The 22,779-nt window shown below is 58.4% G+C and carries 20 protein-coding genes and 5 pseudogenes; 13 read left to right on the top strand and 12 right to left on the bottom strand.

The annotated features are described in order from the left end of the window. Window positions 1-148: 148 nt before the first annotated feature. From JQ624_RS33665 to JQ624_RS33700, 7 genes and pseudogenes are all read right to left on the bottom strand, one after another. Window positions 149-1,453, bottom strand: coding sequence for an MFS transporter (locus JQ624_RS33665; RefSeq protein ID WP_312014536.1), 1,305 nt, complete (start codon window positions 1,451-1,453; stop codon window positions 149-151). 115 nt (window positions 1,454-1,568) lie between these two features. After that, window positions 1,569-2,150 (bottom strand): ribbon-helix-helix protein, CopG family, encoded by a 582-nt coding sequence (locus tag JQ624_RS33670; RefSeq protein ID WP_212423197.1) that lies wholly within the window; start codon window positions 2,148-2,150, stop codon window positions 1,569-1,571. 239 nt (window positions 2,151-2,389) lie between these two features. Then, window positions 2,390-4,144, bottom strand: coding sequence for a VirD2 family relaxase/mobilization nuclease (locus JQ624_RS33675; protein ID WP_212423198.1), 1,755 nt, complete (start codon window positions 4,142-4,144; stop codon window positions 2,390-2,392). Window positions 4,145-4,157: 13 nt separating this feature from the next. Continuing rightward, the gene (locus JQ624_RS33680) at window positions 4,158-4,394 is read right to left on the bottom strand and encodes a hypothetical protein (protein WP_212423199.1); all 237 of its coding nucleotides are present in this window, start codon (window positions 4,392-4,394) and stop codon (window positions 4,158-4,160) included. Beyond that, window positions 4,391-5,440, bottom strand: a complete 1,050-nt coding sequence (locus JQ624_RS39820; protein ID WP_409334405.1) for a transglycosylase SLT domain-containing protein — start codon at window positions 5,438-5,440, stop codon at window positions 4,391-4,393. The genes JQ624_RS33680 and JQ624_RS39820 overlap by 4 nt, the downstream gene beginning before the upstream one ends. Continuing rightward, window positions 5,370-5,834: a DUF2840 domain-containing protein gene (locus JQ624_RS33695; protein ID WP_212423200.1), complete on the bottom strand. Its 465-nt coding sequence runs from the start codon at window positions 5,832-5,834 to the stop codon at window positions 5,370-5,372. Before JQ624_RS33695 ends, JQ624_RS39820 begins: the two co-directional genes overlap by 71 nt. A 451-nt stretch (window positions 5,835-6,285) precedes the next feature. Continuing rightward, window positions 6,286-6,639 (bottom strand): annotated as a pseudogene (locus tag JQ624_RS33700) (replication initiator protein A); the annotation flags it as partial. On the opposite strand from JQ624_RS33700, the pseudogene JQ624_RS33705 reads away from it, so the two are divergent. From JQ624_RS33705 to JQ624_RS33715, 3 genes and pseudogenes are all read left to right on the top strand, one after another. Continuing rightward, window positions 6,611-7,497: pseudogene (locus JQ624_RS33705) on the top strand (alpha/beta fold hydrolase). The pseudogenes JQ624_RS33700 and JQ624_RS33705 sit on opposite strands and share 29 nt — an antisense overlap. Window positions 7,498-7,912: 415 nt before the next feature. Continuing rightward, window positions 7,913-9,193 (top strand): DUF892 family protein, encoded by a 1,281-nt coding sequence (locus tag JQ624_RS33710; protein ID WP_212423201.1) that lies wholly within the window; start codon window positions 7,913-7,915, stop codon window positions 9,191-9,193. 209 nt (window positions 9,194-9,402) lie between these two features. Next, window positions 9,403-10,017, top strand: a pseudogene (locus JQ624_RS33715) (cysteine hydrolase family protein). A 169-nt stretch (window positions 10,018-10,186) separates the two neighbouring features. Here JQ624_RS33715 and JQ624_RS33720 read toward each other — a convergent pair. The 4 genes and pseudogenes from JQ624_RS33720 to JQ624_RS33735 all read right to left on the bottom strand — a co-directional run bounded on the left by JQ624_RS33720 (window position 10,187) and on the right by JQ624_RS33735 (window position 14,814). After that, a complete protein-coding gene (locus JQ624_RS33720) occupies window positions 10,187-11,959 on the bottom strand; it encodes a response regulator (protein ID WP_212423202.1) in 1,773 nt (590 codons plus the stop codon). Window positions 11,960-11,965: 6 nt separating this feature from the next. After that, window positions 11,966-13,456: an ATPase domain-containing protein gene (locus tag JQ624_RS33725; RefSeq protein WP_212423203.1), complete on the bottom strand. Its 1,491-nt coding sequence runs from the start codon at window positions 13,454-13,456 to the stop codon at window positions 11,966-11,968. 424 nt (window positions 13,457-13,880) lie between these two features. Continuing rightward, a complete protein-coding gene (locus tag JQ624_RS33730; protein WP_212423204.1) occupies window positions 13,881-14,390 on the bottom strand; it encodes an isoprenylcysteine carboxylmethyltransferase family protein in 510 nt (169 codons plus the stop codon). Between the two features lie 222 nt (window positions 14,391-14,612). Then, window positions 14,613-14,814: pseudogene (locus JQ624_RS33735) on the bottom strand (cold-shock protein). A gap of 782 nt (window positions 14,815-15,596) precedes the next feature. On the opposite strand from JQ624_RS33735, the gene JQ624_RS33740 reads away from it, so the two are divergent. The 4 genes from JQ624_RS33740 to JQ624_RS33755 all read left to right on the top strand — a co-directional run bounded on the left by JQ624_RS33740 (window position 15,597) and on the right by JQ624_RS33755 (window position 17,944). Next, on the top strand, window positions 15,597-15,767 hold the full coding sequence (locus tag JQ624_RS33740; RefSeq protein ID WP_212423205.1) for a hypothetical protein: 171 nt from the start codon (window positions 15,597-15,599) through the stop codon (window positions 15,765-15,767). Between the two features lie 821 nt (window positions 15,768-16,588). Then, the gene (locus JQ624_RS33745; protein WP_212423206.1) at window positions 16,589-16,849 is read left to right on the top strand and encodes a hypothetical protein; all 261 of its coding nucleotides are present in this window, start codon (window positions 16,589-16,591) and stop codon (window positions 16,847-16,849) included. A gap of 105 nt (window positions 16,850-16,954) precedes the next feature. Continuing rightward, window positions 16,955-17,275 carry a hypothetical protein gene (locus JQ624_RS33750; protein ID WP_249130275.1) on the top strand — a complete coding sequence of 107 codons (321 nt, stop codon included), beginning with the start codon at window positions 16,955-16,957 and terminating at the stop codon, window positions 17,273-17,275. Window positions 17,276-17,368: 93 nt separating this feature from the next. After that, window positions 17,369-17,944 (top strand): hypothetical protein, encoded by a 576-nt coding sequence (locus tag JQ624_RS33755; RefSeq protein ID WP_212423207.1) that lies wholly within the window; start codon window positions 17,369-17,371, stop codon window positions 17,942-17,944. A 106-nt stretch (window positions 17,945-18,050) separates the two neighbouring features. On the opposite strand, the gene JQ624_RS33760 is transcribed toward JQ624_RS33755, so the two are convergent. Next, window positions 18,051-18,236, bottom strand: coding sequence for a DUF3606 domain-containing protein (locus JQ624_RS33760; protein ID WP_212423208.1), 186 nt, complete (start codon window positions 18,234-18,236; stop codon window positions 18,051-18,053). Window positions 18,237-18,416: 180 nt separating this feature from the next. Between JQ624_RS33760 and JQ624_RS33765 the strand changes: the two genes are divergently transcribed. From JQ624_RS33765 to JQ624_RS33790, 6 genes and pseudogenes are all read left to right on the top strand, one after another. Next, complete coding sequence (locus JQ624_RS33765) at window positions 18,417-18,707, top strand: hypothetical protein (RefSeq protein WP_312014537.1); 291 nt, start codon at window positions 18,417-18,419, stop codon at window positions 18,705-18,707. A gap of 133 nt (window positions 18,708-18,840) precedes the next feature. Beyond that, window positions 18,841-19,760 (top strand): annotated as a pseudogene (ligD, locus tag JQ624_RS33770) (non-homologous end-joining DNA ligase). Next, entirely contained in the window at window positions 19,760-19,951 is a 192-nt protein-coding gene (locus JQ624_RS33775) for a hypothetical protein (protein WP_212423210.1), read from the top strand. The pseudogene ligD and the gene JQ624_RS33775 overlap by 1 nt, the downstream one beginning before the upstream one ends. Before the next feature lie 706 nt (window positions 19,952-20,657). Further along, window positions 20,658-21,038 carry a hypothetical protein gene (locus tag JQ624_RS33780; protein ID WP_212423211.1) on the top strand — a complete coding sequence of 127 codons (381 nt, stop codon included), beginning with the start codon at window positions 20,658-20,660 and terminating at the stop codon, window positions 21,036-21,038. A 403-nt stretch (window positions 21,039-21,441) separates the two neighbouring features. After that, window positions 21,442-21,837: an NUDIX domain-containing protein gene (locus JQ624_RS33785; protein ID WP_312014538.1), complete on the top strand. Its 396-nt coding sequence runs from the start codon at window positions 21,442-21,444 to the stop codon at window positions 21,835-21,837. A gap of 152 nt (window positions 21,838-21,989) precedes the next feature. Beyond that, a complete protein-coding gene (locus tag JQ624_RS33790) occupies window positions 21,990-22,487 on the top strand; it encodes a DUF421 domain-containing protein (protein ID WP_212423212.1) in 498 nt (165 codons plus the stop codon). The last annotated feature ends 292 nt before the right edge of the window (window positions 22,488-22,779 follow it).

The following is a 22,779-nucleotide window of genomic DNA, read 5'->3' on the forward strand; positions in this document are numbered from 1 at the left end:
CGTGTGGACGTTTGCCGCTTATGGCACATCGCGGTGCGATGCGGAATTCGGTCGCTATCGAGGCATAGCGGACATCTATCACAAGCCCGAGTTATGAGTACGCAGTTTAGTTGGCACGGCGGCCCCGGGAGTAATGCGAGGAACTAAGTCAGAGCAGCCCCTTTCGATAGACGTGCCGGCGCCGCCTTCCGCCGGCATCCTGTTGGACGAAGGCGAGCTTGAATTTTCTGCAACATGCTACACGCTGGATACGGCTGCCCATCCTTCGCAAGCGCGTCAGGACCCAAGGTCGGGCACACCAGATCCCAGCTGCGACTTGAAGGCCGATGTTGAAAGCAAACGCGGTCTGGTAAGCGATCTCAGGATAGTGCCCATCTGTGGGGGCCCAGAGTTGAACCACCAAGCCCGTCATATATTGCGCGACAAACGCACCACCGATGTGGAAGAGGTTCAGCGCCGCGTTGGCCCTACCCGCCAAGTTTGTGGGGAAATTCTCGGCCAGGATCGCGTAACTGAGGACAGTTCCAGCACCGACCGCCGCCACGACGATCCACGGGACATGCGATGGGAGCGGCAATCGCAGGATCAATGCCAACTGTGCCGCGATAAAAATCATGGCGACAAGGCCGAACAGCGCCCGCGGTCCGACACCACGTCGGCGCAACCGATCGACCGCGACGCCCCACAGAAGCGCCCCCAAACTTAATGCGATTGCCATGACAAGCAAATGCCGGAGCAATTCCGACCGATCCAGGCCCTCGACATCGCTGAGCCATGGCGCCGCCCACAGTCCCTGCAACGCCCAGGACGTCCCGATACAGGTCGCCGAAAGTGGGGCCAGGCGCCAGAAGCGTGGGTCGGCGTAAACCCTCTTAAGACTGCAACGAGTAGGTCCGCCCGCCCCCGGTATAGCTGCCGGCATCTCGGGGACGACAAGATAGATGACAAACGCGCATCCGGCCGAGGCAATCGCCAGTAGCTCAAACAATGCTCGCCAGCCCACCGAGACCAGCAGGAATTCCGCAGGCAAGGTTGCGGTCAGAGCACCCAACGCCCCCAACATAATCATCAGACCGTTGAGCAGTGGTACACGTTCCCTGGGAAACCAGAGCACGAGGGCCTTCAAGCCAGCCGTCAATGATGCGGCGACACCAAGACCGATCAGCGCTCGGCCGCCGAGCAGCAGCCAAAAATTGTCCGAGGCGGCAAATAACGCCGCGCCCAGAGCTGCAGCGACCATCACGGCACTTTGGATCTGCCCCGGACCATACCGGTCCAACAAGATGCCAATCGGAATCTGGGCGGCCGCGAACGTCAGGTAGTAAACAGACGTCAGCAGACCAAGATCGCCAGCGCCAAGGCCAAATTCCGCCGTCAAAGCGCTGGCGACCGTCGCATTGATGGTCCGGAACAGAAACGAGAGGTAGTAAGCAGCAACGAACGGCAAGAACACGCACAGAATCAGACGCCAATTTTGCGCCAGGCCTCCGGTATGCCGGCGCGCAGTCTCATGGGCATGCGATCGAGGCCGTTTCGGTGCACCGACAGTTTGCCGCCTCGTATGCGACTTATTGCAAGGGTATTCCCGCCTTCCCTGGAAAGCTGAACAGGCTGCCGCCCTCCCGGACGGCAGCGAATGACACTGCTTTGTCGCCAACCAGACTTGACGTGCGGAGAGCTTGCTTTTGAACCGGGGAGCATGTCTGCGGCGCGCCTCCGCCGAGAGCAATCGTGGCAGCGTCGCGTTTCGTCGTGCCGAGCCGATCCATCGTCTCCTGCATGAGCGACGTTCCCAACTGGACGCGACGCTTGACCTGTGTGGCCAATTCGTCGAAGCGCTCGGACCCAAGTACGCAAGCAGCGCGTTGGTCCGCTGCAGAAAGCACCGGTGTCACGGCGAGATGGAAGCGCGCCTGAAGGGCGACGGTCTCATTTACGATTCTAAGGCCGCGATCGAGCTCGTCGAGTTGGCGGCTCATAAGGGAAAGGCGACGGTCTATCGGAAGATCGTTGGTCTCATCGTCGGCACCGAGGAACTGAGCGAGGGCGGCCTCAACGAGCGCCGACTTGCTTGTGCCGGGACGTTTGGCCGCTGCCGCCAACCGTGCGGCCATTTGTTCCGATAGGTAGACGCCTATTCTGGGTTTCATGATGGACCTTGCGCCTGCGTTACGCATCCGATGACTTTGGCTGCCGAAAGTGGCTTGGCCGCCAAGAACGTGGCCTACAGAAGGAGGCACTCGGGTCTTTGGGCAACCGCTCAACCGCGCTTGTCGTAGGTTTGGATAGAACCGCGTACAAAAACCGATCAAGCCCGTGTGCGATCTGGAGCGACCGTGGATCGAGGTGTGTCACGGGCTGGCCCGAAAGGGCCGAACGTGGCTTGCCGTCAAATGCCGAGACCGATTTTCCTTTCAAAGCTCCAGGTCACTCGCCCGTCTGCGGTTGCAACACCTGAGACCTCTCGACCAAGGTGCCGCTCCAATGCCGGTTGCCAGGGCACGAGTTGGAAGCCAGTTCCATCGTCGATCATGGCAAAGCGGCCCGACGCCAGGATCAGGCGTTGACGATAGATGCCAGCCACATGCTCGCCCTCAGATGAAGGACGATGGAGCAGCCCGGTCTCAACGGAGAGCCTTGAGATAGCTGCATCAAGTTCCCGTTGTCTCAAGGTCTTGAGCAGATCGCGAGCTAAGATGACCCGCGGCCCCTGTCGCCGCGCAAGACCTTCGCCTACGAGATGATCAATCCGGCGTTCCATCGCATCCCGTGCTGCGATACCAAATCCGGTGCTGCTGACTTCAGAATCTCGGGTAATCAACTGTCGGTCAATCCAGGTCGCTCCCTGCGCCGAGACCTGGGCCTCAATACTGAGATCCGATCGCGTGGCGAGCGAGAGACGCTTGCGCCCCTGCGCATCGTCATATGTCCGCGCCTCCACGATTGCGCCGGGCGCGGCATCGCCGGTCATTTCGATATCGGTAAACCGGATGTGATGCGTTCGTCCATCGATGCCCTCGACGATCGCGTAGGCCGAGCCTCGCAGCTCGTCATGTAGTCCCCGCTCGACAAGACGGCCGAGGACCGCATCTACCGGCACGTCGCCGTGCAGGGCAAAGCCTGCGACATCCGGCTCGCGGTGGACGCCGCTCATCGCCCGATGCATCGTCTTGATGATATCGCCGCGAAGCGAGAGATCACGCAGCTTGTCCTCAATACCGGCTTTGAGGGTCCAGCAGCCGGGTGCAATCTGCTCGGCAAGACCGAGACGCTCCAGCCTGGTCGCCCGTCCGACCATCAGGCGGCGGAGTTCGGGGTCTTCGCCTGATGCGCTGGGGCGAAGGTCTGCCACGCCAGCCCCCTCGTCTGTGGCAACACGCAACGCCCGATCGAGGCTCGTCCAACGTTCGGCCTCAAGCTCCCTTTCCAGGGCAGACCGGATTTCCCGCTCGCTGCGCGGCCCAAGCTCGAGGGTAACGCGCTCGGCGGCACGATCCCGAAACCCGCGGCTGATGTAATCCCGGCTGATGACCAGATCCTGGCCGTCCTCGGCACGCCCGCGGATCAGGACATGAATATGCGGGTTATCGGTGTTCCAATGATCGACCGCGATCCAGTCCAGTTTGGTTCCGAGATCCCGGGCGACGTCGGTCATCAGTTCGCGCGTGAAGGTGCGGAGATCGCCCAGCTCGGCGGCATCCTCAGGAGAGATGATAAAGCGGAAGTGATGCCGGTCATCCGTACAGCGCTCGGCGAAAGCGCGTTCGTCCACCATATCCGACGTCGCGTCGAACATCCGGGCTTCCGCTCCATCCCGCGTCACGCCGTCGCGTTTCAAATAGGTGATGTGCTTGGACAGCGGCGCCGAGCGAAACCGCGCGCCGTGATGACGGACCACGCGCGCCTTCATCACCACACGTCGTGAGGTCGATCGCAACGACAGGGAGAGCGCAGCACGCCGGCCCCGACCGAAGCGGGACCGGCTCGCACCGCCCTTGCCTCGTCCAAAACTGTGACCGACATGTCCTGCCTTCTTTGCGGCCCGCATGACCTGGCCGACAAAGCTCTTCGGACGCGAGAGGCTACGCCCACTGTCGCGAATGCGTCCAGGACGGACGCGAATTTCACTGTCGCGCTGCTTCATGATCTCTCACCGCTTACCCGCGAAAACCGACGGCTCTCGATGCGTTGATTTGTTTGAGGTTTCGGGCTGCAGCGACGGCATGACCACTCTCATCGCCTCGCAGAACCTCAACGCCATCAACCACATGCGCCGAACCGAAGGCGGCGCTTTTCCCTTGCCATCCGAGGCTGATATCTCCCTGCTCCTCCTGCCTCACATCAGAGGATGCGATATCCTGCGACAGGCTGCGATGAAGCACGATTTCGATCATTGCGATCTGATCCCTCGGGCAAGGCGCACGAACAGGTTGTTTGACTGCGGTATAAGAGCCGATAGGTCGACGACAGCGTAGCGGCGTGATGAACGGTTCTGACGCATGTCAGCCAAAGCTTTGCCGTCGGGCGCGATGCTCGCCGACAGGTCGCAAACAGTGACAAGTTGGCCGAAGCAAACGACCTTGCGACGGAGCAATTTGCTTGCTGGCCCGCACGTCCTCGATCGTCGGCATGAGCGTTGCCACATGCGCTTGTGTCTCCTCCGGCAGCGGTCTACCTGTCGTCGGGTGGCGTTCGTAGCGTCCAGGCCCTGCATTGTAGGCGGCGAGGAACCCCGGCGCGCCGTAACGATCGTGGAGTTCGCGGATATGTAAGGATCGGCGCCGAGACCGTGCCGAGCGCACAATTCGGTCCAGGTCATTGGCTTGATCTTCATCAGGCCAATGGCGCCCTTTCGCGACCTCGCCCGTGATTTTTGACCACTTTCAACGCGCATCACCGCGCGTATCCAGTGCTCTGGCACACTGAACCGCCTGGATGCTTCGGTGACAAACGCTGCAAAGGGATGGAAGGATTTACCGTTCGCCCGATGCGTCGCCGGCGATGCTTGACCCGCATGCGCAGCACTGCAGGACAACATCGGCGCTGCAAGACGATCACGGCGCACAGCATCGACCTGAGGGATCGCAAGGCTGCCATCGTGCCCGCGGCCATCAAGAGTGAAGCGCTGACGCGCAGGCCCGCGGCAGAAAGCGGCCATCGGCGAGGAAGGTTGCAAACGGCTCAGGTGGTTCGATCGCGACAAGTTCGGTGACGAACAATCGGTCGGTCGGCTGTAACCGGTAGAGGCCGATGGGAACGCTTTCGGAAGCGTTCCATAGAAACCGGGGAACCGGTCTCGCCGCGATCGATGACAGCACACCGGCCGGCTGCAGCCAACAGCGCCGTCAGGAGTATCATCACGCGGCCCGTCACAGCGCGATCCTCCGACGATGCAGCCAGGTCTGATGGCGCGAGCGCGTGTAAGCGCGAGGCACTTCATTGACGGACACCCGGTTGTGGACGTGGTGCCAGTAATCCGGAGCCGCGTCAGCCGGGTCGATGCCGAGCGCCTCGATGGCGTCGACAATCTGCAACACGCGTTCGACCTTGGACCAGCCTGACAAGCGCAACAGGAGTTCGCCGCCTGGTCGTACATAAGGCACGGTCGCGCAGCGCTGGCCGGGCGCGACAGCCCGCAGGATATCGACGCGCGAGATAACGGTGCCGAAGTCGTTGGAGGCCCAGCGCACGAACGCGAAGATGCTACCCGTGGCGAATGAAAGGATCCGCCGTCGCTTATCGAGAATCTGCTCCTCGGCAGCGTGGCCGAAGCGAATCCAGTTCTCGATGCGCTTCTCCAGCCAAAGGAGTTCGACATCAGTGAGATCGCTCATCCTGCTGCTCACTGGTAAGAGTGGCGAGCCGGGAAGCCCGCAAGATGGGACGAAAGAGCACCATTGTTGCCCGCTCCCGCGCTGCAATGTTGAGCAGCAATCATCGTGCCGGAAGAGGATGCTGGACACGACTCCGGAAACGGAAGCCTCAGAGGCGTGCGATTTCTGTTGAGCCTGCTCGTGATTCGGCCCCTGGATCGTGAGTCCAGTTCGCGAATCCTGGAGCTGTTTCGCGAAACCTCGCACCAGATCCCGGGATTTCGTCGGCTGACCACTGCTGTGGAAAACGGGCACTCCGTTAGAAAGAATCCGCAGGATTCCAGGTTAGTAAAGTTACGAGCGCGAAAAGAATTTGAGCGCCAGGACGTTACGTTCGATTTCGGTCCCCGATAGGACGAGGATCGGGTCCCCGATGGCACGCGAGTCCTCGTCCCCGATAGCACGAAATGATTCACAGCTTGTGCACCGATGCAGTTGGGAGTCCGCGACGGCGTGGAGCAGCCGTGAGCGGATCGACAGGAATGGGCGTGAAGTTGAGGCGTTCAGCGCCGCGAAGGCCGCGGTCGATAACGAGGCGATAGCCAGGCAAGGTCTGGCGGCGGACGATCTCCCGGAGATCGTATGCAAAATGCTTCAGCGGCGAGAGGCTGCCAGACTTGGCGTGCAGATGAACGAAATCGAAACTCCAGCCGCCGGTCTGGCGTCCGCCATGCTTGCGCACGAGGCGATAGAGCCAGCGCTCCAGGCCGCCGGTCAGGTCGAAATACGCACGATCAATGGTGAGTACGAGTGCTTCATCCAGCACACTGTCCGGCCGCTTCCTCGATGTAAGTGGCGTTCGTCTCCACTACGTTGAACGGGGCTCGGCGAACCCCTGGTTCTGTTGCACGGCAACGGCAGCATGATGCAAGACTTTGACTCCAGCGGTCTGATTGATCTTGCGGCAAAACATTTCAGGGTCGTCATTTTCGACCGACCCGGTTTCGGTCACAGCGACCGCCCGCGCAATGTGGTCTGGACCCCCGACGCCCAGGCCGAGCTGATCAAGCAAGCACTCACAAAACTCAACGTTTCCAATGCGAACGTTCTCGGACACTCATGGGGCGCATCGGTTGCCGTTGCACTAGCGCTGAAATACCCCGACATGACCCGCGGCTTGGTGCTCGCCTCGGGTTTTTACTATCCCACCGCAAGACCCGATGTCATCGCGATGGGCGCGCCTTCGTTGCCGGTCGTCGGCGACCTTCTCAGTCACACCTTGTCGCCGTTGATTAGCCGGGCGATCTGGCCGTTGATGATGAAGAAAATCTTTGGTCCTCAGTCTGTGCCGAAGAAGTTCGAAGGATTTCCGAAGGAAATGGCCCTTCGCCCCTCACAGATACGGGCATCTGCCGCGGAATCGGCGCTGATGATTCCGGATGCTTTCCTGTTCCGCAATCAGTACGCAGATTTGAAAATGCCGATCGTGATCATTGTGGGCGAGCAAGACAGATTGATCGACATCGACACACAGTCGGCACGACTGCACTCCGAAATTCCGCAGAGTAGGTTGCACCGAGTTGCCGGAAATGGCCACATGATCCAGCAGACGGCCACGGATGAGGTGATGTCGGCTATACTCAAGGTAGCCGGTCGCCCGTCAAAGCTTGAAGCTGCGGAATAGCTCGGATTGAGCGACCGCGAGAGCGGCCAGGGTAGCGGGGCGAAGCGTGCCCCGGGGCTAGGAGGGATTTGTTACCTTACGCAGAAATTTAGGTTTGCGGACGCCGCAACGGCTCTTTGAGCGCGTACAGGGGTTCGGCTAACCTATCTTTGTCTATTGTTCAATTGCGGACCGACGGCCAAGGACTGCCGAGGCGGCGTGCGGGGCAGGTGCCGCCGCGGCGGGCGTGCTGTCAGGCGGCTTTACCGAAGACGCGCTGCGCAGGGCGGGCTGCTTCGCGGTCGCCGGCGAAATCTCCCGCTTGCTTGGTGCTCTTGAGAATACAAAACCGGTCTCCGGTGCGAGCCGTTAGGAACATTTGACGCACGGGGTTATTGGGCTGCAGCAGCCCCGCAAATTCAGCCCCGAGGTCATCATGTATCATCACGTAAAGAAGCTCATGTACACGGTTCGCGTCGATGAACCGGACCCGCGTTTTGGCAACATGTTGCTTGAGCAATTCGGCGGGGCCAACGGCGAGTTAGCTGCCGCGATGCAATATTCCATCCAGGGCCTGAACTGTGAAGATCCGGACCGCAAAGATCTCCTGATGGATATCGGAACCGAAGAGCTGAGCCATCTTGAAGTCGTCGGCAGCCTTGCCCGCCTCCACCTCAAGCCGATGAAGTTCGACCGGGAAAAGGCAGAAGCCGATCCGCTGATCGCTATCGCGGGCGGCGGCGGCGTCAATCTCTTCAACTCGCAAGGCAATGCCTGGACCGCGGACTATCTGAAGATCACCGGCGAGCTTGACGTCGACCTCCGCAGCAATATCGCTGCCGAAGCCCGCGCCAAGATCGTTTATGAGAGGCTGATCAATTTCTGCGACGATGCTGGTACCAAAGATGCGCTGCAGTTTCTTATGACCCGCGAAATCACCCACATGAAAGCCTTTTCCGCAGCCCTTGAAAGCATGAAAAAGCCGGCCTTCTCGATCGGCAAGCTCGCCCCCACACCCGGCCTTGTGAATCAGTTCTTCAATGATTCGACCGGCACAGGTGATGAAGGTGAGATCGATACGAGAGGCCCGTGGAATGAGGGCGGCGACTGGGAATTCATGGCCTCCCCGGCCCTATCGACAGCCGATACTGACTCCGAAACCACGATCAGGACGGAGAGTTCGCCACCCACAGCGCCGGAAGGTATCGGTGACCTGCTGGTGGATGAATTGAGGGACATTCTCCACGCGGAGAAGCAGTTGACCAAAGCACTCCCCAAAATGGCGGAGGCGGCACGGTTCGACCGCCTGCGCGAGTGCTTCGAGGAGCACTTGATTGAGACTGAAGGTCAGATCGAGAGGCTGAATGAATGTCTCTCACTGCTAGGAGAAACTGCTCGCACCAAGCCCTGCAAGGGCATGATGGGCCTTGTCGAAGAGGGCCAGGAAGTCATGAAGGAAGGAGAAGAGAAAGAAGATGCCCTCGCCGACCTCGCATTGATAGGTGCGGCGCAGCGCGTAGAGCATTACGAAATCTCCGCCTATACGACCGCAAAGAACCTCGCGCAGCAACTGCGGCACAGTGCGATCGTGGCGCTACTCGCCAAGTCGCTGGCGGAGGAAGAGAATGCTGACATGTTGCTCAACCAGATTGCCCGCACGCTCATGTCGGTTGCTAAGATGCCCGAGGCAATCGAACAGAGTGCCGAAGAGGCATAGACAACAAATCGCCGAGGGCCGCCTCATGAACGAGGCGGCCCAGCTTTTTTGTGCTGCAGCGCCGCATGAGAGCCTGAATTTTTGGCCTTGGCGTGATGTCCCTCGCGCAAGAGGGGATTGCACCCCGTTGCCTTCAAGGGCTGGCCCGGGCAGAGATAGGAACCAAGGGCTAGGCATCGCTGTTGGAGCTGGTTTTTAGGGGAAAGGGTATGTCAAAGAACGACGAATTGCGCTGCGGCCCGCCCGGAGAGACTGCAGTTCATCTCTGCGTTGATATGCAGAGAATGTTTGCCGAGGGCACCGAATGGAAGATGCCCTGGCTTGATCGCGTCCTGCCGAATATCCTGTCAATCACTTCCATCCACTCGGAAAAGACGATCTTCACTTCATCCCGGCCCACAAGCCCGGTCAGGGCGTCGGAATGTGGCGCCACTATTACGAGCGCTGGGGCTCCATGACCATTGATCAGCTAGGCCCGGAAATGATCGGGCTGGTTCCTGACTCGCGAAGTTGCGTTCCCCCTGCCCGCACCTACGACAAGAATGTGTATTCGCCCTGGACAGGCACCGACCTGCATCAGCAGCTGCGCAGCGCCGGGATCGAAACCGTCATCATCACCGACAGCGAAACCGATGTCTGCGTGCTGACGACCATGCTGGGCGCGATCGACTGCTGGCTTCCGGATCATTCTCGTGACCGACGCTCTTTGCAGCTCGGCAGATGAAACCCACCATGCCATGATGAATGTCTATATGAATCGCTTTAGTCAAGAACTTCGCCGCCTAGGCAGTCATCGCTATCGAGAATATCCGCCTGCTCAATGAAGTGCGCCAGCGCACAGCCGATTTAAGCGCGAATCCCTGCAATTCCGGACGGCCAGCGCGGAGGGTGTGGCTGCGGCCAAACGCATGATTTTGGCGCGCACTGAGGCTCGCGTTGATGGCGACGTAGGGGGTACCTACCTAGTACCACCGCGCGGGTCAGTTTGAATCGTCAGCGCCTGAGCGGCACCACGACCTTCCTGCTGTGGGGAGCAGTACCTGTGACAAGGGCAGCGTTGACTTTCTTCGCAAGCTCTTCGCCGATAAACGGCTTTTTGATGATCCTTTCCTCGCCTACATCCCGGAGCGCATTTTTGTCAGCGTATCCCGTCACAAACAAAATTGGGATTGCCGGATGTTTCAATTGGACTTGGCGCGCGACCTCCACGCCACTCATGCCCGGCATCGCAAAATCGAGCAACACCAGATCAACATTTGGTTGCCGATCGAGGAGATCGAGGGCAGCGCCGCCGCTCCCCAACTTCAGCACGACATAACCAAGATCTTCTAGGAGCGAACCTGTGATGTCGCGTACTGCACTGTCGTCGTCCACGATGAGAATTATTGCACCTTTACGATTGGTCCGAGCGGCGCCAACCGGCACGACCGTTGCTTCCGAGCCGAAATTCTCGGCGCGGGGCAAATAGACTTTTACCGAGGTACCTTCCCCGACGCGAGTTTCGATCCGCATTCCCCCGCCCGACTGCTTTGCAAAGCCGAGGACCTGGCTCAATCCCAAGCCCGAACCCTTACCGATCTCTTTGGTTGTGAAAAATGGCTCAAATGCTTTTGCCAGAACTTCTTTTGTCATTCCCGAACCGGTGTCGGTGACCGCAATCATAACGTAGTCACCGGCGGGAGGTTCTTCCGGGCTTTCGGGAGGTCCGACTTTTGCATTCGCTGTTTCAATAGTGACATTGCCGCGATCTCCCATGGCATCGCGTGCGTTGATCACGAGATTGAGAACAACTAGCTCAATCTGTGCCGGATCGGCGAGAGCCTGCCAGGTTCCCGGTCGGAGCACGGTATTGATACCAATGCCGCCGCCCAACGTGCTTTGCAGCAGATTCTGCATATTCTCCAACGCTTCGTTGACGCCGAATGGCTTCGGCTCCAGCCGCTGGCGGCGTGAGAATGCGAGCAGTTGGGAGGTGAGTTGGGCCCCGCGCTCGGTCGCCAACCGCATATGAGAAAGCCGCTGTTGCAATTTTGGATCGCCGACAATGGAATTGTTTCTTTCCAGAAATCCAATATTTCCGAGCACGACTGTGAGCAGGTTATTGAAGTCGTGTGCGACACCTGACGTAAGTTGACCAATCGCTTCCAATCTCTGCATCTGACGCAGCGTTGACTCAACTTTTTCCTTTTCCTCGATCTGAGAGAGAAGCTGCCGGTTGGCGGCGGCTAATTCTGCAGTGCGTTCCTGGACTCGCGCTTCCAAGGTTTCGTTCAGACTGCGCAAGCGCGCCTCGGCGTGCCGTGCGTGAGATTCGCTTTCATGCAAGGCATCGAGACGGGAGCGCGCCTCGTATTGCCTGTTTCGACCGCGCAGAGCTGTGCGCACGACGCTGAGCAATGTTGTCGGGTGAAACGGTCGTTCCAAAAACGCCACATTGCCGAGCGCCCCCATTTGCCTCGTTGCGATGGGATTTCGCTCCAAACCCCCGCCGCGTTCAGTCAGCAGCACGAAGGGAAAATCTGACCAGGGGGGCTGCGAACTGATCCAGCCCGCGAGAGTTTTGATATCTGCATTTCTGATGGGGTCATCGGTCAGGACTGCGACACCGGCTCCTCGGGCAATTTCTTCTGTTAAACTTGGCAGATCGTTGCAGATCTCGACAGTCAGCCCGCCTTCACGCAAGATGCTGGCCGCGACCGTCGCATCGCGCCCTTGCGGGGCAAGAATAACCGCACGTTCGGGACTCGTATCGAACAGGGGGGTCATAAGTCGTTACTCTTGGGTCTTTGGCGCGTTCCCGCCTATGTGTTGAGGTACCCCGCGCAGGATGCCTTGGAATTTCTCAAGAACGGGCCCGACGGTGATACCAGTTTGGCCAATTGTGAACTCGCGGATCGTATTTTCGTGCGAGCCGGTCCGCTTCTTGAGCATCGAAATCGCCCGACGGACCTGGCCGAATGCCTCAAAATAGCGAAGCAAAATGACAGTGTCGGCAAGATACGTCACGTCCACCGGTGATTTCATTTCTCCAACCATTCCGTGCTGGGCCACCGTGAGAAATGTCGCAGCGCCCACGCGGTTCAGGTACTGCAACAACTCGTGCATGTGTAGGATGAGATACTGCTCCTGCGGCATTGCATTTTGATAGCCGTTAAGGCTGTCGATAACTACCGTTCGAATATTTTCCTTTTCCACGACCCCGCGGACTTTGTGAGCGAACTCTCCAGGCGATATCTCGGCCGCGTCCACTTGAACAATGTGGAGCTTTCCGCCGTCACGCATGGACTCCAGATCGATGCCCATTGCCTTTGATCGGGAAAAAAGGAGCCCAAGCTCTTCGTCAAAAATAAAAAGAGCTGCGTGCTCGCCGCGCTTGACCGCCGCCGTTACGAATTGAAGGACCATTAGCGACTTGCCGGTTCCCGCAGGGCCGATGATTAACGTGCTGGAGCCGCTATCGACACCACCACCCATAAGTTTGTCTAGTTCAGCGATGTCCGTACTCAGCACCTGGGATTTAGTTCGCGCACGATACTCGGAAGCGACCAAGCGTGGAAAAACCTGCACACCGCCAGTTTGAATGATGAAATCGTGATAACCGCCACGAAATGCCTGGCCGCGATATTTCAAAACGCGTAGCCGCCTACGCTCGGCGCCGTAGTCGGGCGCAATTTCTTCGAGTCGTATGACGCAGTGCGCAACGCTGTGGACAGTCTTATCCAAAATTTCGGCAGTCATGTCGTCAAGCAGCAGGACCGTCACGTCGCGTTGCGCGAAATAATGCTTCAGCGCCAAGATTTGGCGGCGATAGCGCAGCGAGTTCTGCGCAAGCAGCCGTATCTCCGACAAGCTATCGAGCACGACACGTGCGGGCTTGACCCGCTCCATGGTTTCAAAAATGCGGGTGGTGGTTTCCCCTAACTCAAGGTCCGACGAATACAACAGACTTTGCTGCTGCTTTTCGTCCAGTAGATTTTCGGGGGGCAGCAGCTCGAAGATGTCGATCTTGTCAGAAATTGACCAGCCATGAGAGGCCGCCGCTTCCCGCAACTCCTGCTCGGTTTCGGAGAGTGTTATGTAGAGGCCTTTTTCGCTTCCTGACGCGCCTTCGAGCAAGAATTGCACAGCCAAGGTTGTTTTGCCGGAGCCTGGGGTACCTTCCAGCAAATAAAGGCGATTGCGGGCGAGACCCCCGCTAAGGACCTCATCGAGGCCAGTGACCCCGAACAGAGCCTTAGGAGGCTGTTTCGCTTTTGCGTCCATGATACTCCCGATGGTGGTTCGAGAATTCGGCTGCGTCAGCTCACAACAACCCGTTAATTAACGAACTACCAAAGAGACGGTTCCAAAAAGAACGATAGTATCGAACAATTCTTGTCTGGTTTTGGCATGTCTGCATCTGGCACTTTGAGACGTGCCGGCCTATCCTGAGCGTGTCCGTTCACCGCGGTAGACCGGAAGTCGCAGTGGTCCGGCCAAATCGACGCGAATGACCCACAAGAGACATTAGCCGGATCGAAATCCCGCAATGCGAGATAGGCGCTACGCGCCCCGATCTGGGACATGTTGCCCGGTCGTAACCCCGCCGCGTAGCCGATGCGCTGGTCACACTGCTGCTGGCACATGTGATCGTACACAACGCTCACGATCCGGCGACGATGGCCGCGGCACTCGCACTCGCGGTCGATCAGGACGACGCCGACGTAGAGCCGGGCAAGCGTGGCAACCAGCGCGACACGTTGGCGCAATAGGTGTCGTACTCCGCTCCAAATGTCCTACGCAGCGTCGGCTCCTCATAAGCCAGAACGAAGATGTGGAAGCCGATCCACACTAGCGCGCCGTAGACCAGAAGCCTTGCGTTTCCGAGGATCAGTCCTTGGCCAAGTACAATCGCCACTAGGGCAAGATAGATCGGATTGCGGACATAACGATTGGGGCCGGTGATCACCAAATGTTGCGTTGGTGCGACCGGCGCTGGCGTGCCGCCACCTTGCAGCGCAAATCGTGTGAAGGTTTCGACCAACACCGGAATGCCGAGCAGGATCAGAACCACGCCGAACCATCGGATAAGCTGGAGATCGAAGAACGGCGCTTGCAGACGCCATTGCGAAATCCACCACGGCACGACACCGGCGACCGTCGTGGGGGCAATCAGAAAAAAGACCGCCGACCCCAGAACTGCCACGCCTCTGGTCATGATGTTGCTCCGGCCTCACAAATCCCAGCGTGCACCCGCGATAGCGACGCGGTCGCGATCGCCGGCCTCATCGTAGCGGCCGGCGACGGCATCGCCGGGTCTACTAAAGTGAACCGGATTGGTCGCCGCACCGTTTACGCCATGCTTGCGATCTTGGCGTTGGCGATCGTCTGGAAGGTGTTCGGATCGCTGTAGGCCCGCCGACTCTCGCTAGCGATCAACCTACCCTGAGGTTTCGGCGGATTCTTTCCCGCGGTTAGCCACGACTTCATAGCTCACTTTCGCCCCCTCATTTAGACTGCTTAGACCTGCTCTCTCGACGGCCGAGATATGGACGAACACGTCTTTGCCGCCAGTAGGGCTGAATAAATCCGTAGCCCTTTGTCGCGTTGAACCACTTCACTGTACCTATTGCCACATTCACTCACCCCATAGATTCGAATACACGAAAGATGGTGACGGAAATCCGGCGAAAGAAAGGGCCCTGTGGCACGAAATAGCCGCTGCTGGGTTGAGACAGCGGCGGCTATTACGCATTCCTCCTCACGGGTATGGCGATCTGCGATTGCCCGCGATCCTGCTGGCGGTGAGTTAATGAACGGTTGGCCAGCCCGAATGAGCCGGAAGCGAACAAGATCAACCCCTATAAACTTGATACAATTGAGTAGTCGTGAGTTGATTCGCCCTTGATCTAGAAGAGGACGGACGAGCGATTTGCTGTTGGACAGGCTTTCGAAAGCGCTGTCAGTGGTAGGCAGGCAGTCGTGACAGAAACCCGCCATGATGGCCATGCTGGGCACCTGCGCTTCCTCGATAACGGCCAAACACAATGGGTTCTTTGTGCGCAGTTTCTTCATGAAGGAGAGTGGCTTCCGATTGGTATGAAAGACGCCGTCGCCTGAGGCGGCCCCATTCACATTGCAGACCCTGGTGGCGCCTATGCCATTTTCCGTGAAAGCCTACCATGCCGATCACCAGCTGACCGTGACCAATGAAACCGCCAAGGAAGCGTTTGCAAGAGCGGTCGAGTGGCATGTCGTCGAAGGGTTCGCCGACGTGACTATCAGCGACGGTCAAAAAAGCTATTCGATGCCGAATTTTCATTGGCAATGGCGCTCCAGGAGATTGCCAACACGGTCCAGGCCGCGGCCGAGCTCGGGCTAAAGGCGAAGGCGAAATGAAGTTCAACAGCACAACGAGGGCGACATGATTTCGGTTTTGATAGGGGTTTTAATTATCGTCGTCGTCGGCGCAATCTGCTTTTGGGCGATCGACAAGTTCGCCACCGACAGCCGACTAGCAAATCTGCTCAAGTTGCTCGTGGTGCTCGTTTGCCTCGGCGCCATTTTGCAACGAGTGCTGCCGTTAACATATTAGGCAAAACCCCCGGCTTGTAGAGCTGGGACTGAAGGCGAAGGGAAATGAAGCGGGCGCGTTAGGGGCTAGTCTATACGATCCTAGTTGATGGCAAGCCTATCGTCACCCTCGAGGCCAGCCGGGAGGCTGCCGAGTTTTGCAAGGAAGAATCGTTTCGGGCCGAATTGTCTGCGCTGAATTCAAATGGCGAACCGATCTGCGGGACCGGAAAACTGCAAGCGCGGACAACCATTAAGGAAGAGATAGCTAAATACCAGCAAGGCTCAAAGGAAGCTGAGGACTCTGATGACCTCCTGTTTGTATATTTGATTGATCTAGACGGTGCATAAAACCGCCAACGTGCGCCATTGATCCCCAACGAAAAAGTAACATGCAATGGACGCAAAAATACTCGACAGCGACGGACAGTACGTCGCCGACATCCGTGCAAACCAAATTTACGACCTGTCCGGCAAGAAATTGTACGACCTCCGAGGTCAAAAGATTTACAAGCCAACAGGTGAACTAGTAGGCCATCTTAGCTCGGTAGCTGGAGACAGACGGTTAGATAAATCGACCGACAGATTGTTCCCAGAAGTTTAGCTCCGCCAGCCGGCTGAAGGCGAAGGGGAAATAGAAGGATGATTCGGAAAGGCTGGTCCTACAAGGAAGATCGTCGCCTATCGGAGCTAGCCGGATCTGGAAAGACCCTTGAGCAGATTGCGAAGGCAATGGATCGGACACCTGATTTCGTACGGAACAGGTCGACACGACTCGGCATCTCGATTAAATCAAAAGCAGCTACAAGAAAGATCAGGGGTTGAGGCCATCAGCGCCGCCCGATGAAATACGCCACCACCCGCCCCTGCGCCGAGCCCGAAACGGCGGCGCGCCGGATCCTCGAGATCGCCAACGCCGTCGAGCCGGTGCAGAGCCGCATCCACATCGAGAAGATCAACGAGCCATTTCTGTTTCGTGATGGCGGCAGTCCGGCGGAATATGGCGCCGGCATGAAACTCGCCATTGAGCGGGGTTGGCTAGCGATGCACGAATCCGGAACCTTCGTCACCTTCACTGCGGCCGGCGCCGAGCTGTTCGCTTGACGGGCAAAGTAGCCGCGTTTCTTTAGCAAATGATTTGAGTCGGAAGACCTATTGCCCTCGCCTTCCGGTTGCGGTTGGATGAAAAGGGTCTGGGGAATCAGAAAAATGCGAAATCTGGGAATCGTGGCGCTTGCCGTCGCGGTGAGTGGCTGCGCGATCCAGCGAGCGCAAATAGCTCAGGACGCGCGGATTCAAATGGTCGGCCTCTCTAAAGAACAAGTGCTGGTCTGCATGGGACCACCGGCCAATAAGGCGGCCGAAGGGCAAACGGAAGTCTGGTCGTACAACTCCGGAGACGGCACCACAATCGCGAGTGGCTCGGTCTCATCAGGAAACTTCTCTGGTACTTCGTCTCGGCGATTTTGCCAGATTAATGTTGTCGTCTCTGGCGGGGTCGTCTCTATCAGGGACCAACGGGCGGCCTGATCACAGCCGGCGAGCAATGCGCTTACGCGGTCGACGCGTGCGTCAAACCGCGCTAGCCGGTCGACCTCGGGGCCAAAGGCGAAAAGGTAGGCAATGCGACAATTTAACACCGCGCACTTTGCAGTGGTCATTTCGGCGATCGCTTTGCTGGTTTCTGGCGGCAGCCTCTACATCTCCAAACGTTCTCTTGACCTTAGCGCCGCGAAGGACGATCGCGAACTGAGGGACAAAGAGCCTGCGATCGATGTGCAGGTGCGCCCAGCCGGAGTGTCGACCGCCTCCATAACAATTTCGATGCTCAACCGCGCTGACGTCAACATTACGCCGCTGGACATAACGGTCGAGCATTCGTTTGAAATCGGAGATCTATACCTTTCCTCTGCTAAGCAGAGCATTGATCTGTCGAAATCCTCATTGAGCTTGTCATCAATGGGAACGGTAGTACCGAAGGGCGTTGGCACTTTGAAGGCAACATTATCCGGGGTTACAAACGGCAAAGACGACACGTTCACGCCTGGGCTTGAATTCCGATTTGTTGTTCGGATCAGGTTCGCTGACTCGGAAGATACTATCAAAACCTTCGTGGTCACTCGACGGCTTCTACCCCAGTTGGCTGCGGAGCCGTGCCCGCCTTCGTGGACGCTCGCACCACGGCCGCCTGGCTGTTAAGCGCGAGAAGGGCCCCCAGCGGCACCGCTGAGACCCTTCTTGGGCTGAGGTATCGCACCGGGGGAAGGTGCGACACGGTTTCAACCCACCACCTTAGCTCGCGTTCCTAACGGCCAAGCCGGCGCTCGACCCGCTTGCGACCGCTGCCCACCTTCTTGACCGCCTTCTTCACGGCGCTGGCCGACTTCCTGGTCTTCTTCGCCGTGTAGCGCACCTCGTAATCCTGCCCGCCGGCGACCCGCGCCCGGTCCTGCTTGCGCCCGCGGCTTGATTGCTTCTTTGCTTTAGCCATCCTGCAATACCTCCCGTTGCGAGCGGCAACGCGTCATCATAGGAGGGGTTCCAATTCGGTGCGCCGGAACGATTCAGGTTAGGTAAATTTTTCTTTCCGCATTGCGTGGAGTTCATAATGCGTGGGTCCAGTTGGACGCCGTCGATCGTCCCGAACGACGACGATGAAACGGTTTACCTGGTGGCGGATGATTTCGGTCGATTAGGCCGCGCCTGGCGCGAAGCCGATTACGAGGCCACCGATCTCGAGACGGTCATTCAAGACCTGTTGACCGGCCAATACAGCAACCCCATCCGCGTCGTCGCTTTCAATACCGCCGAGCGCTGGTCGGAAGACGTTTCCGAAGACGTCGCCCGCGAATTGCGCCGTCGCTGCGATCTGCAGATGCGCGAGCTTCCCGCTGCGATCTCTGATTTTCTCGAACGGCACGAGGATCACGATCGGCGCCAATTATCCCTCCGACTAGTCTGATCCAGACTCGCATTTTCACTGCAATTTCCTATTTATCCCGCAGGTGAAAGAGCGCACTCGCATCCCATTTTCCTGGCCAAATGACTCGGCCTGCATCAATTTTGAATCAGCTTTAGTAGCGTGGAGTTCTGTTGTGGCATTTCAGCGTAAGAAGCCGGCGGCAATCGGCGTGAAAGCGCCCTTCCCCGGATTCGTCGAACCCGCATTGGCGACGTCGATCGAGAAAGTGCCGTCCGGCGATCGGTGGGTCCATGAGATCAAATTCGACGGCTATCGCGTCCAGGTTCACCTGGTGAACGAGGCCGTCAAGGTTTTCACCCGCCGCGGCAACGATTGGACCAAACGTTTCAGGAAGGTTGCTGACGACGCCTGGCACATCGGCGCCGGCTCGCCATCATCGATGGCGAGATCGTCGTCCCCGCCGCTGACGGCACGACAGATTTTTCAGTCCTTCAAAACGAGCTCAAAGGAAAGTCGACAAAGATCGTGCTGGTCGCTTTCGACCTGCTCTATCTCAATGGCTATGACCTTCGAAAGCTGCCGCTAATCGAACGCAAGGCGCATCTGAAGAAGATCATCGACGGGACCGACGTCCAGTTCAGCGAAAGCTTCGAGGTCGACGGCAAAGAGATGTTCGCGCACGCCTGCAAGGTCGGCCTTGAAGGCGTCGTCTCCAAGGTCCGCGATAGCCGCTACCCATCGGGGCGCGGCCGCGACTGGGTGAAGAAAACCAGCGCCCAGCGCGAGACTCTGACCATCGCCGGCTTCGCCCTCGACGGCAACGACTGGGACGGCATCCATGTCGGCCGCCGCAAGGGCGACGACCTGATCTACGCCGGCAAGGTCGACCACGGCTTCGACAAGAAATCATCCGCCGAGCTGCGCGAGCGTCTGACGCCCTTGATCCGCAAAACCCAGCCCTACACCAAGCGGATCGCGCACCAGGGCATCTGGGTGGAGCCTGAGCTGAACGCCGAGATCAAGTACCGCGCCAAGTCCGCCGAGGGAAAGGTCCGCCATCCCTTCTTCAAGGGCCTGCGGGAGGACCTGTGATGGACACTTTCGATCGTTACTGGCAATGGGCGAACAAGCCCCTCGACAGCGGACTGACTATCCCGGCCAACATTCATCACGCGGTCACGTCGCTACCGCCGGAAGCGCGGCGCGACCGCGCCAAGATCAATGAGGCCGTGCGCATGGTACAAGAGGCTGTCGTCGGAAATACCGCGCTACACCGGCCATAAGTCGAGGATCTCAACCGGTCGGATTTCACACCACCCCACAGCGCGTTTGTCGACCTGGGCGATTTTCGATGGGTGATGGCGGCATATTCATGAAGGCGAAAAAGCGTCCATTCGTGAAACGATTTGTTTCGACCCGCTGCACCAACACTAGGACAGACGGGCCACGTTGGCCGCGACATGCCTGCGGTAGAAATCGATCACGTCAGCCGTCTTTTTGCCAAAAGCATCGAACCCACCTCAAAAAGCAGCATCTACCTTTTCGCTGACCATCAAGCCGGCGCCGACGGTCGTCCCGAGTATTCTCGGTCCATCACCGCACTGTATCGGGCTGTTATCGGTGACGGAGAGTATTGCGCTCCCGCCTTCGCAAGGAACGGAGCATTGCTATGCAGAAGCAATTGCGACGACGATTCAAACAGGCAGACAACCTAGAGCAACGATTAGCCGATAAAGCAAAGCGTTTGCGCGACGAAGCCAAGTTGCTTCCACCTTGCGCTCAAGATCATCCGCAAAGCGAGGCAGGCCGAGACCGGCGCGCATATTAACGAATGGTTACGCTCGCCCGGCCTGCAGGCGCCGAAGTAATGGGCGAAACCGCGCCTACTTCCTTAAAGAAGACGGGCACATAGACATTCGCGCGGAACATCCGCGAGCGCCGGCCATTGTCCTATTCGCTTAGCTGGGGCGCTACCGGAGGAACGAATTTATGGCATATCAACCCAATCCGAACGACCCTTATCGTGCGGGCCGGAGTGAAGAGGAAATGCGGCGTCGCGACAATGAGCTGCAAGCCGATCCCCAGCTCGCCGAAGGTCCCGCCAGCGGCACCAAGATCGCAATGTACGCCATCGCCATCGCCGCTGTGCTGGGTGTCGTGTTCTACGGCCTGAATAACAACACGGTAGACCAGGCGGGCACCACGCCGCCCAGCGAAACCGCGCGGCAGACCCAGCCGGCTAACCCTGCGGGGCCTTCGGGCAAGACCAACACCGAGCCCGGCACGACCACGGGCGCGGCGACGACCAACCGTCCGACGCCGCCATCTCCAAACCCCACGGGTACGGAAGTAGATCGAAGCAAACAGTAAAGGTTGATCGTCCGAAGCAACTTGCGGCGGGCCGATCGGCCCGCCGCTTTTTGACCGCTTACGAGGGCTGTGACCGGACATCGACCTCCCTGACTAAGCAGGTCAATCAGACGCAAGGAGATTGTTGCTGACGCCTTAACTCAGCGACCAGTCATGAATTTGTGAAACTCAGAAGGCGCGGCGACAATTTCGTACTGGCGGTCTCTCGGCAAGCACCTGACTCACGTCAGGCCCTTCAAGGCCGTCAGCGCGAACACATTCACAGGGCATGCCCGCCCTGCACTGACATCCCAACTCTTCCGTCCACGCACGCTGGAGATGGTTCTCGCATACCCAGCTAAAGCTTCTCCGTCATCTTCACAATAGACGGCAGACTGCTGCCCGCGCAGCCTAGCGTGCGATAGTGGCAACATCCGTATCCAGTAAACAGAGCGCGGGGCTTCTCCCCTATCGATTAAAGGACGGAGACGTCGAAGTCCTGCTCGGTCGTCCCGGAGGACCCTTCTGGGGCAAGAAGGACCTGGGATCGTGGTCGGTTCCAAAAGGCTTGATCGCGGCGGATGAAACTGTCCTCGCCGCAGCAAAGCGCGAGTTTGCGGAAGGAACCGGTCACCCTCCGCGCGGTAAGTCTGTGTCGCTGGGCCAGTCGAAGCAGCCAAGAGGAAAGATTCACGTATCGGCTGTTGAACATGACTGGGACGCTGCCGATCTCAAGAGCAATATGTTCGAGATGGAATGGCGACCGCGATCCGGGCGGCGTCAGATGTTTTCCCGAACTCGATCGCGCCGCATGGTTTGAAATTGAGGAGGCTCGCGCGAAAATATTGAAGGGGCAAGCAGTTTTCCTCGACCGTCTGCTGGCAGCTATCGCAGGCGGTTGAGCTACGGCCGCTCAAAACATCCTCAATGCTACTAGGCCTTCTTCTGGAGCAGACACATTAGGAGTAAGCCATGAATCTATCGGTCGACTGGAATTCCGTGTTTGTGCCGGCAATAGGGCTTGCAGAGATCGTTGTTCGCGGCAGCCTGATGTATCTCGGGCTTTTCGTGATCCTCCGCTTCATGGCGCGACGCCAGGCGGGACATTTCGGGCCTGCTGACCTCCTCGTGATCGTTTTGATCGCCGATGCCGCTCAGAATGGGCTTGGAAAAGAGTACAGCTCGGTAACCGAGGGTCTCGCGCTCGTTCTGACGATCGTTGCGTGGGAATATCTTCTGGACTGGATCGCCTGGCGCTTCCCAGCGACGCGGCCGTATCTGAAGCCTCCAAGCCTTACGCTCATTCGCGACGTCAGGTTGATTCCGCAGAACTTGCGTAAGGAAATGATTACCGAAGATGAACTGAAATCGCAGCTGCGCGAACAGAGTGTCGACAACTATGAAGAGATCAAGCTGGCTATGCTGGAAGGCGACGGACGGCTCAGCGTTTTGAAAAGGCAAAGCGTTTAGCTTTCTGCGGTGCTGGGCTGGATTCCGGAGCTCGCGCGGTCCGTTCCCCTGCCCGCGCATTCGATAAGTACGTCTATTCGCTCCGGACGGGCAGCGATCTGCATCAACAGCTTCGCAGCGCCGTTCATCCATGCTCTTCCCCAAATAAAAGGCCGCCCGCCATGGCGGACGGCTGTTGTTCCATGATTTGCCGAGGTTCAGGCGCGCATAACCGTCGCTGGCTTCGTGATCTTGATCGTTGCTCCATCGCCTGGACGGCCGACGACTGGGTTGAAGGCAAAGCGTCGCTCGT

It is taken from the genome of Bradyrhizobium sp. AUGA SZCCT0283, from assembly GCF_018130385.1.
Lineage (GTDB): Bacteria > Pseudomonadota > Alphaproteobacteria > Rhizobiales > Xanthobacteraceae > Bradyrhizobium.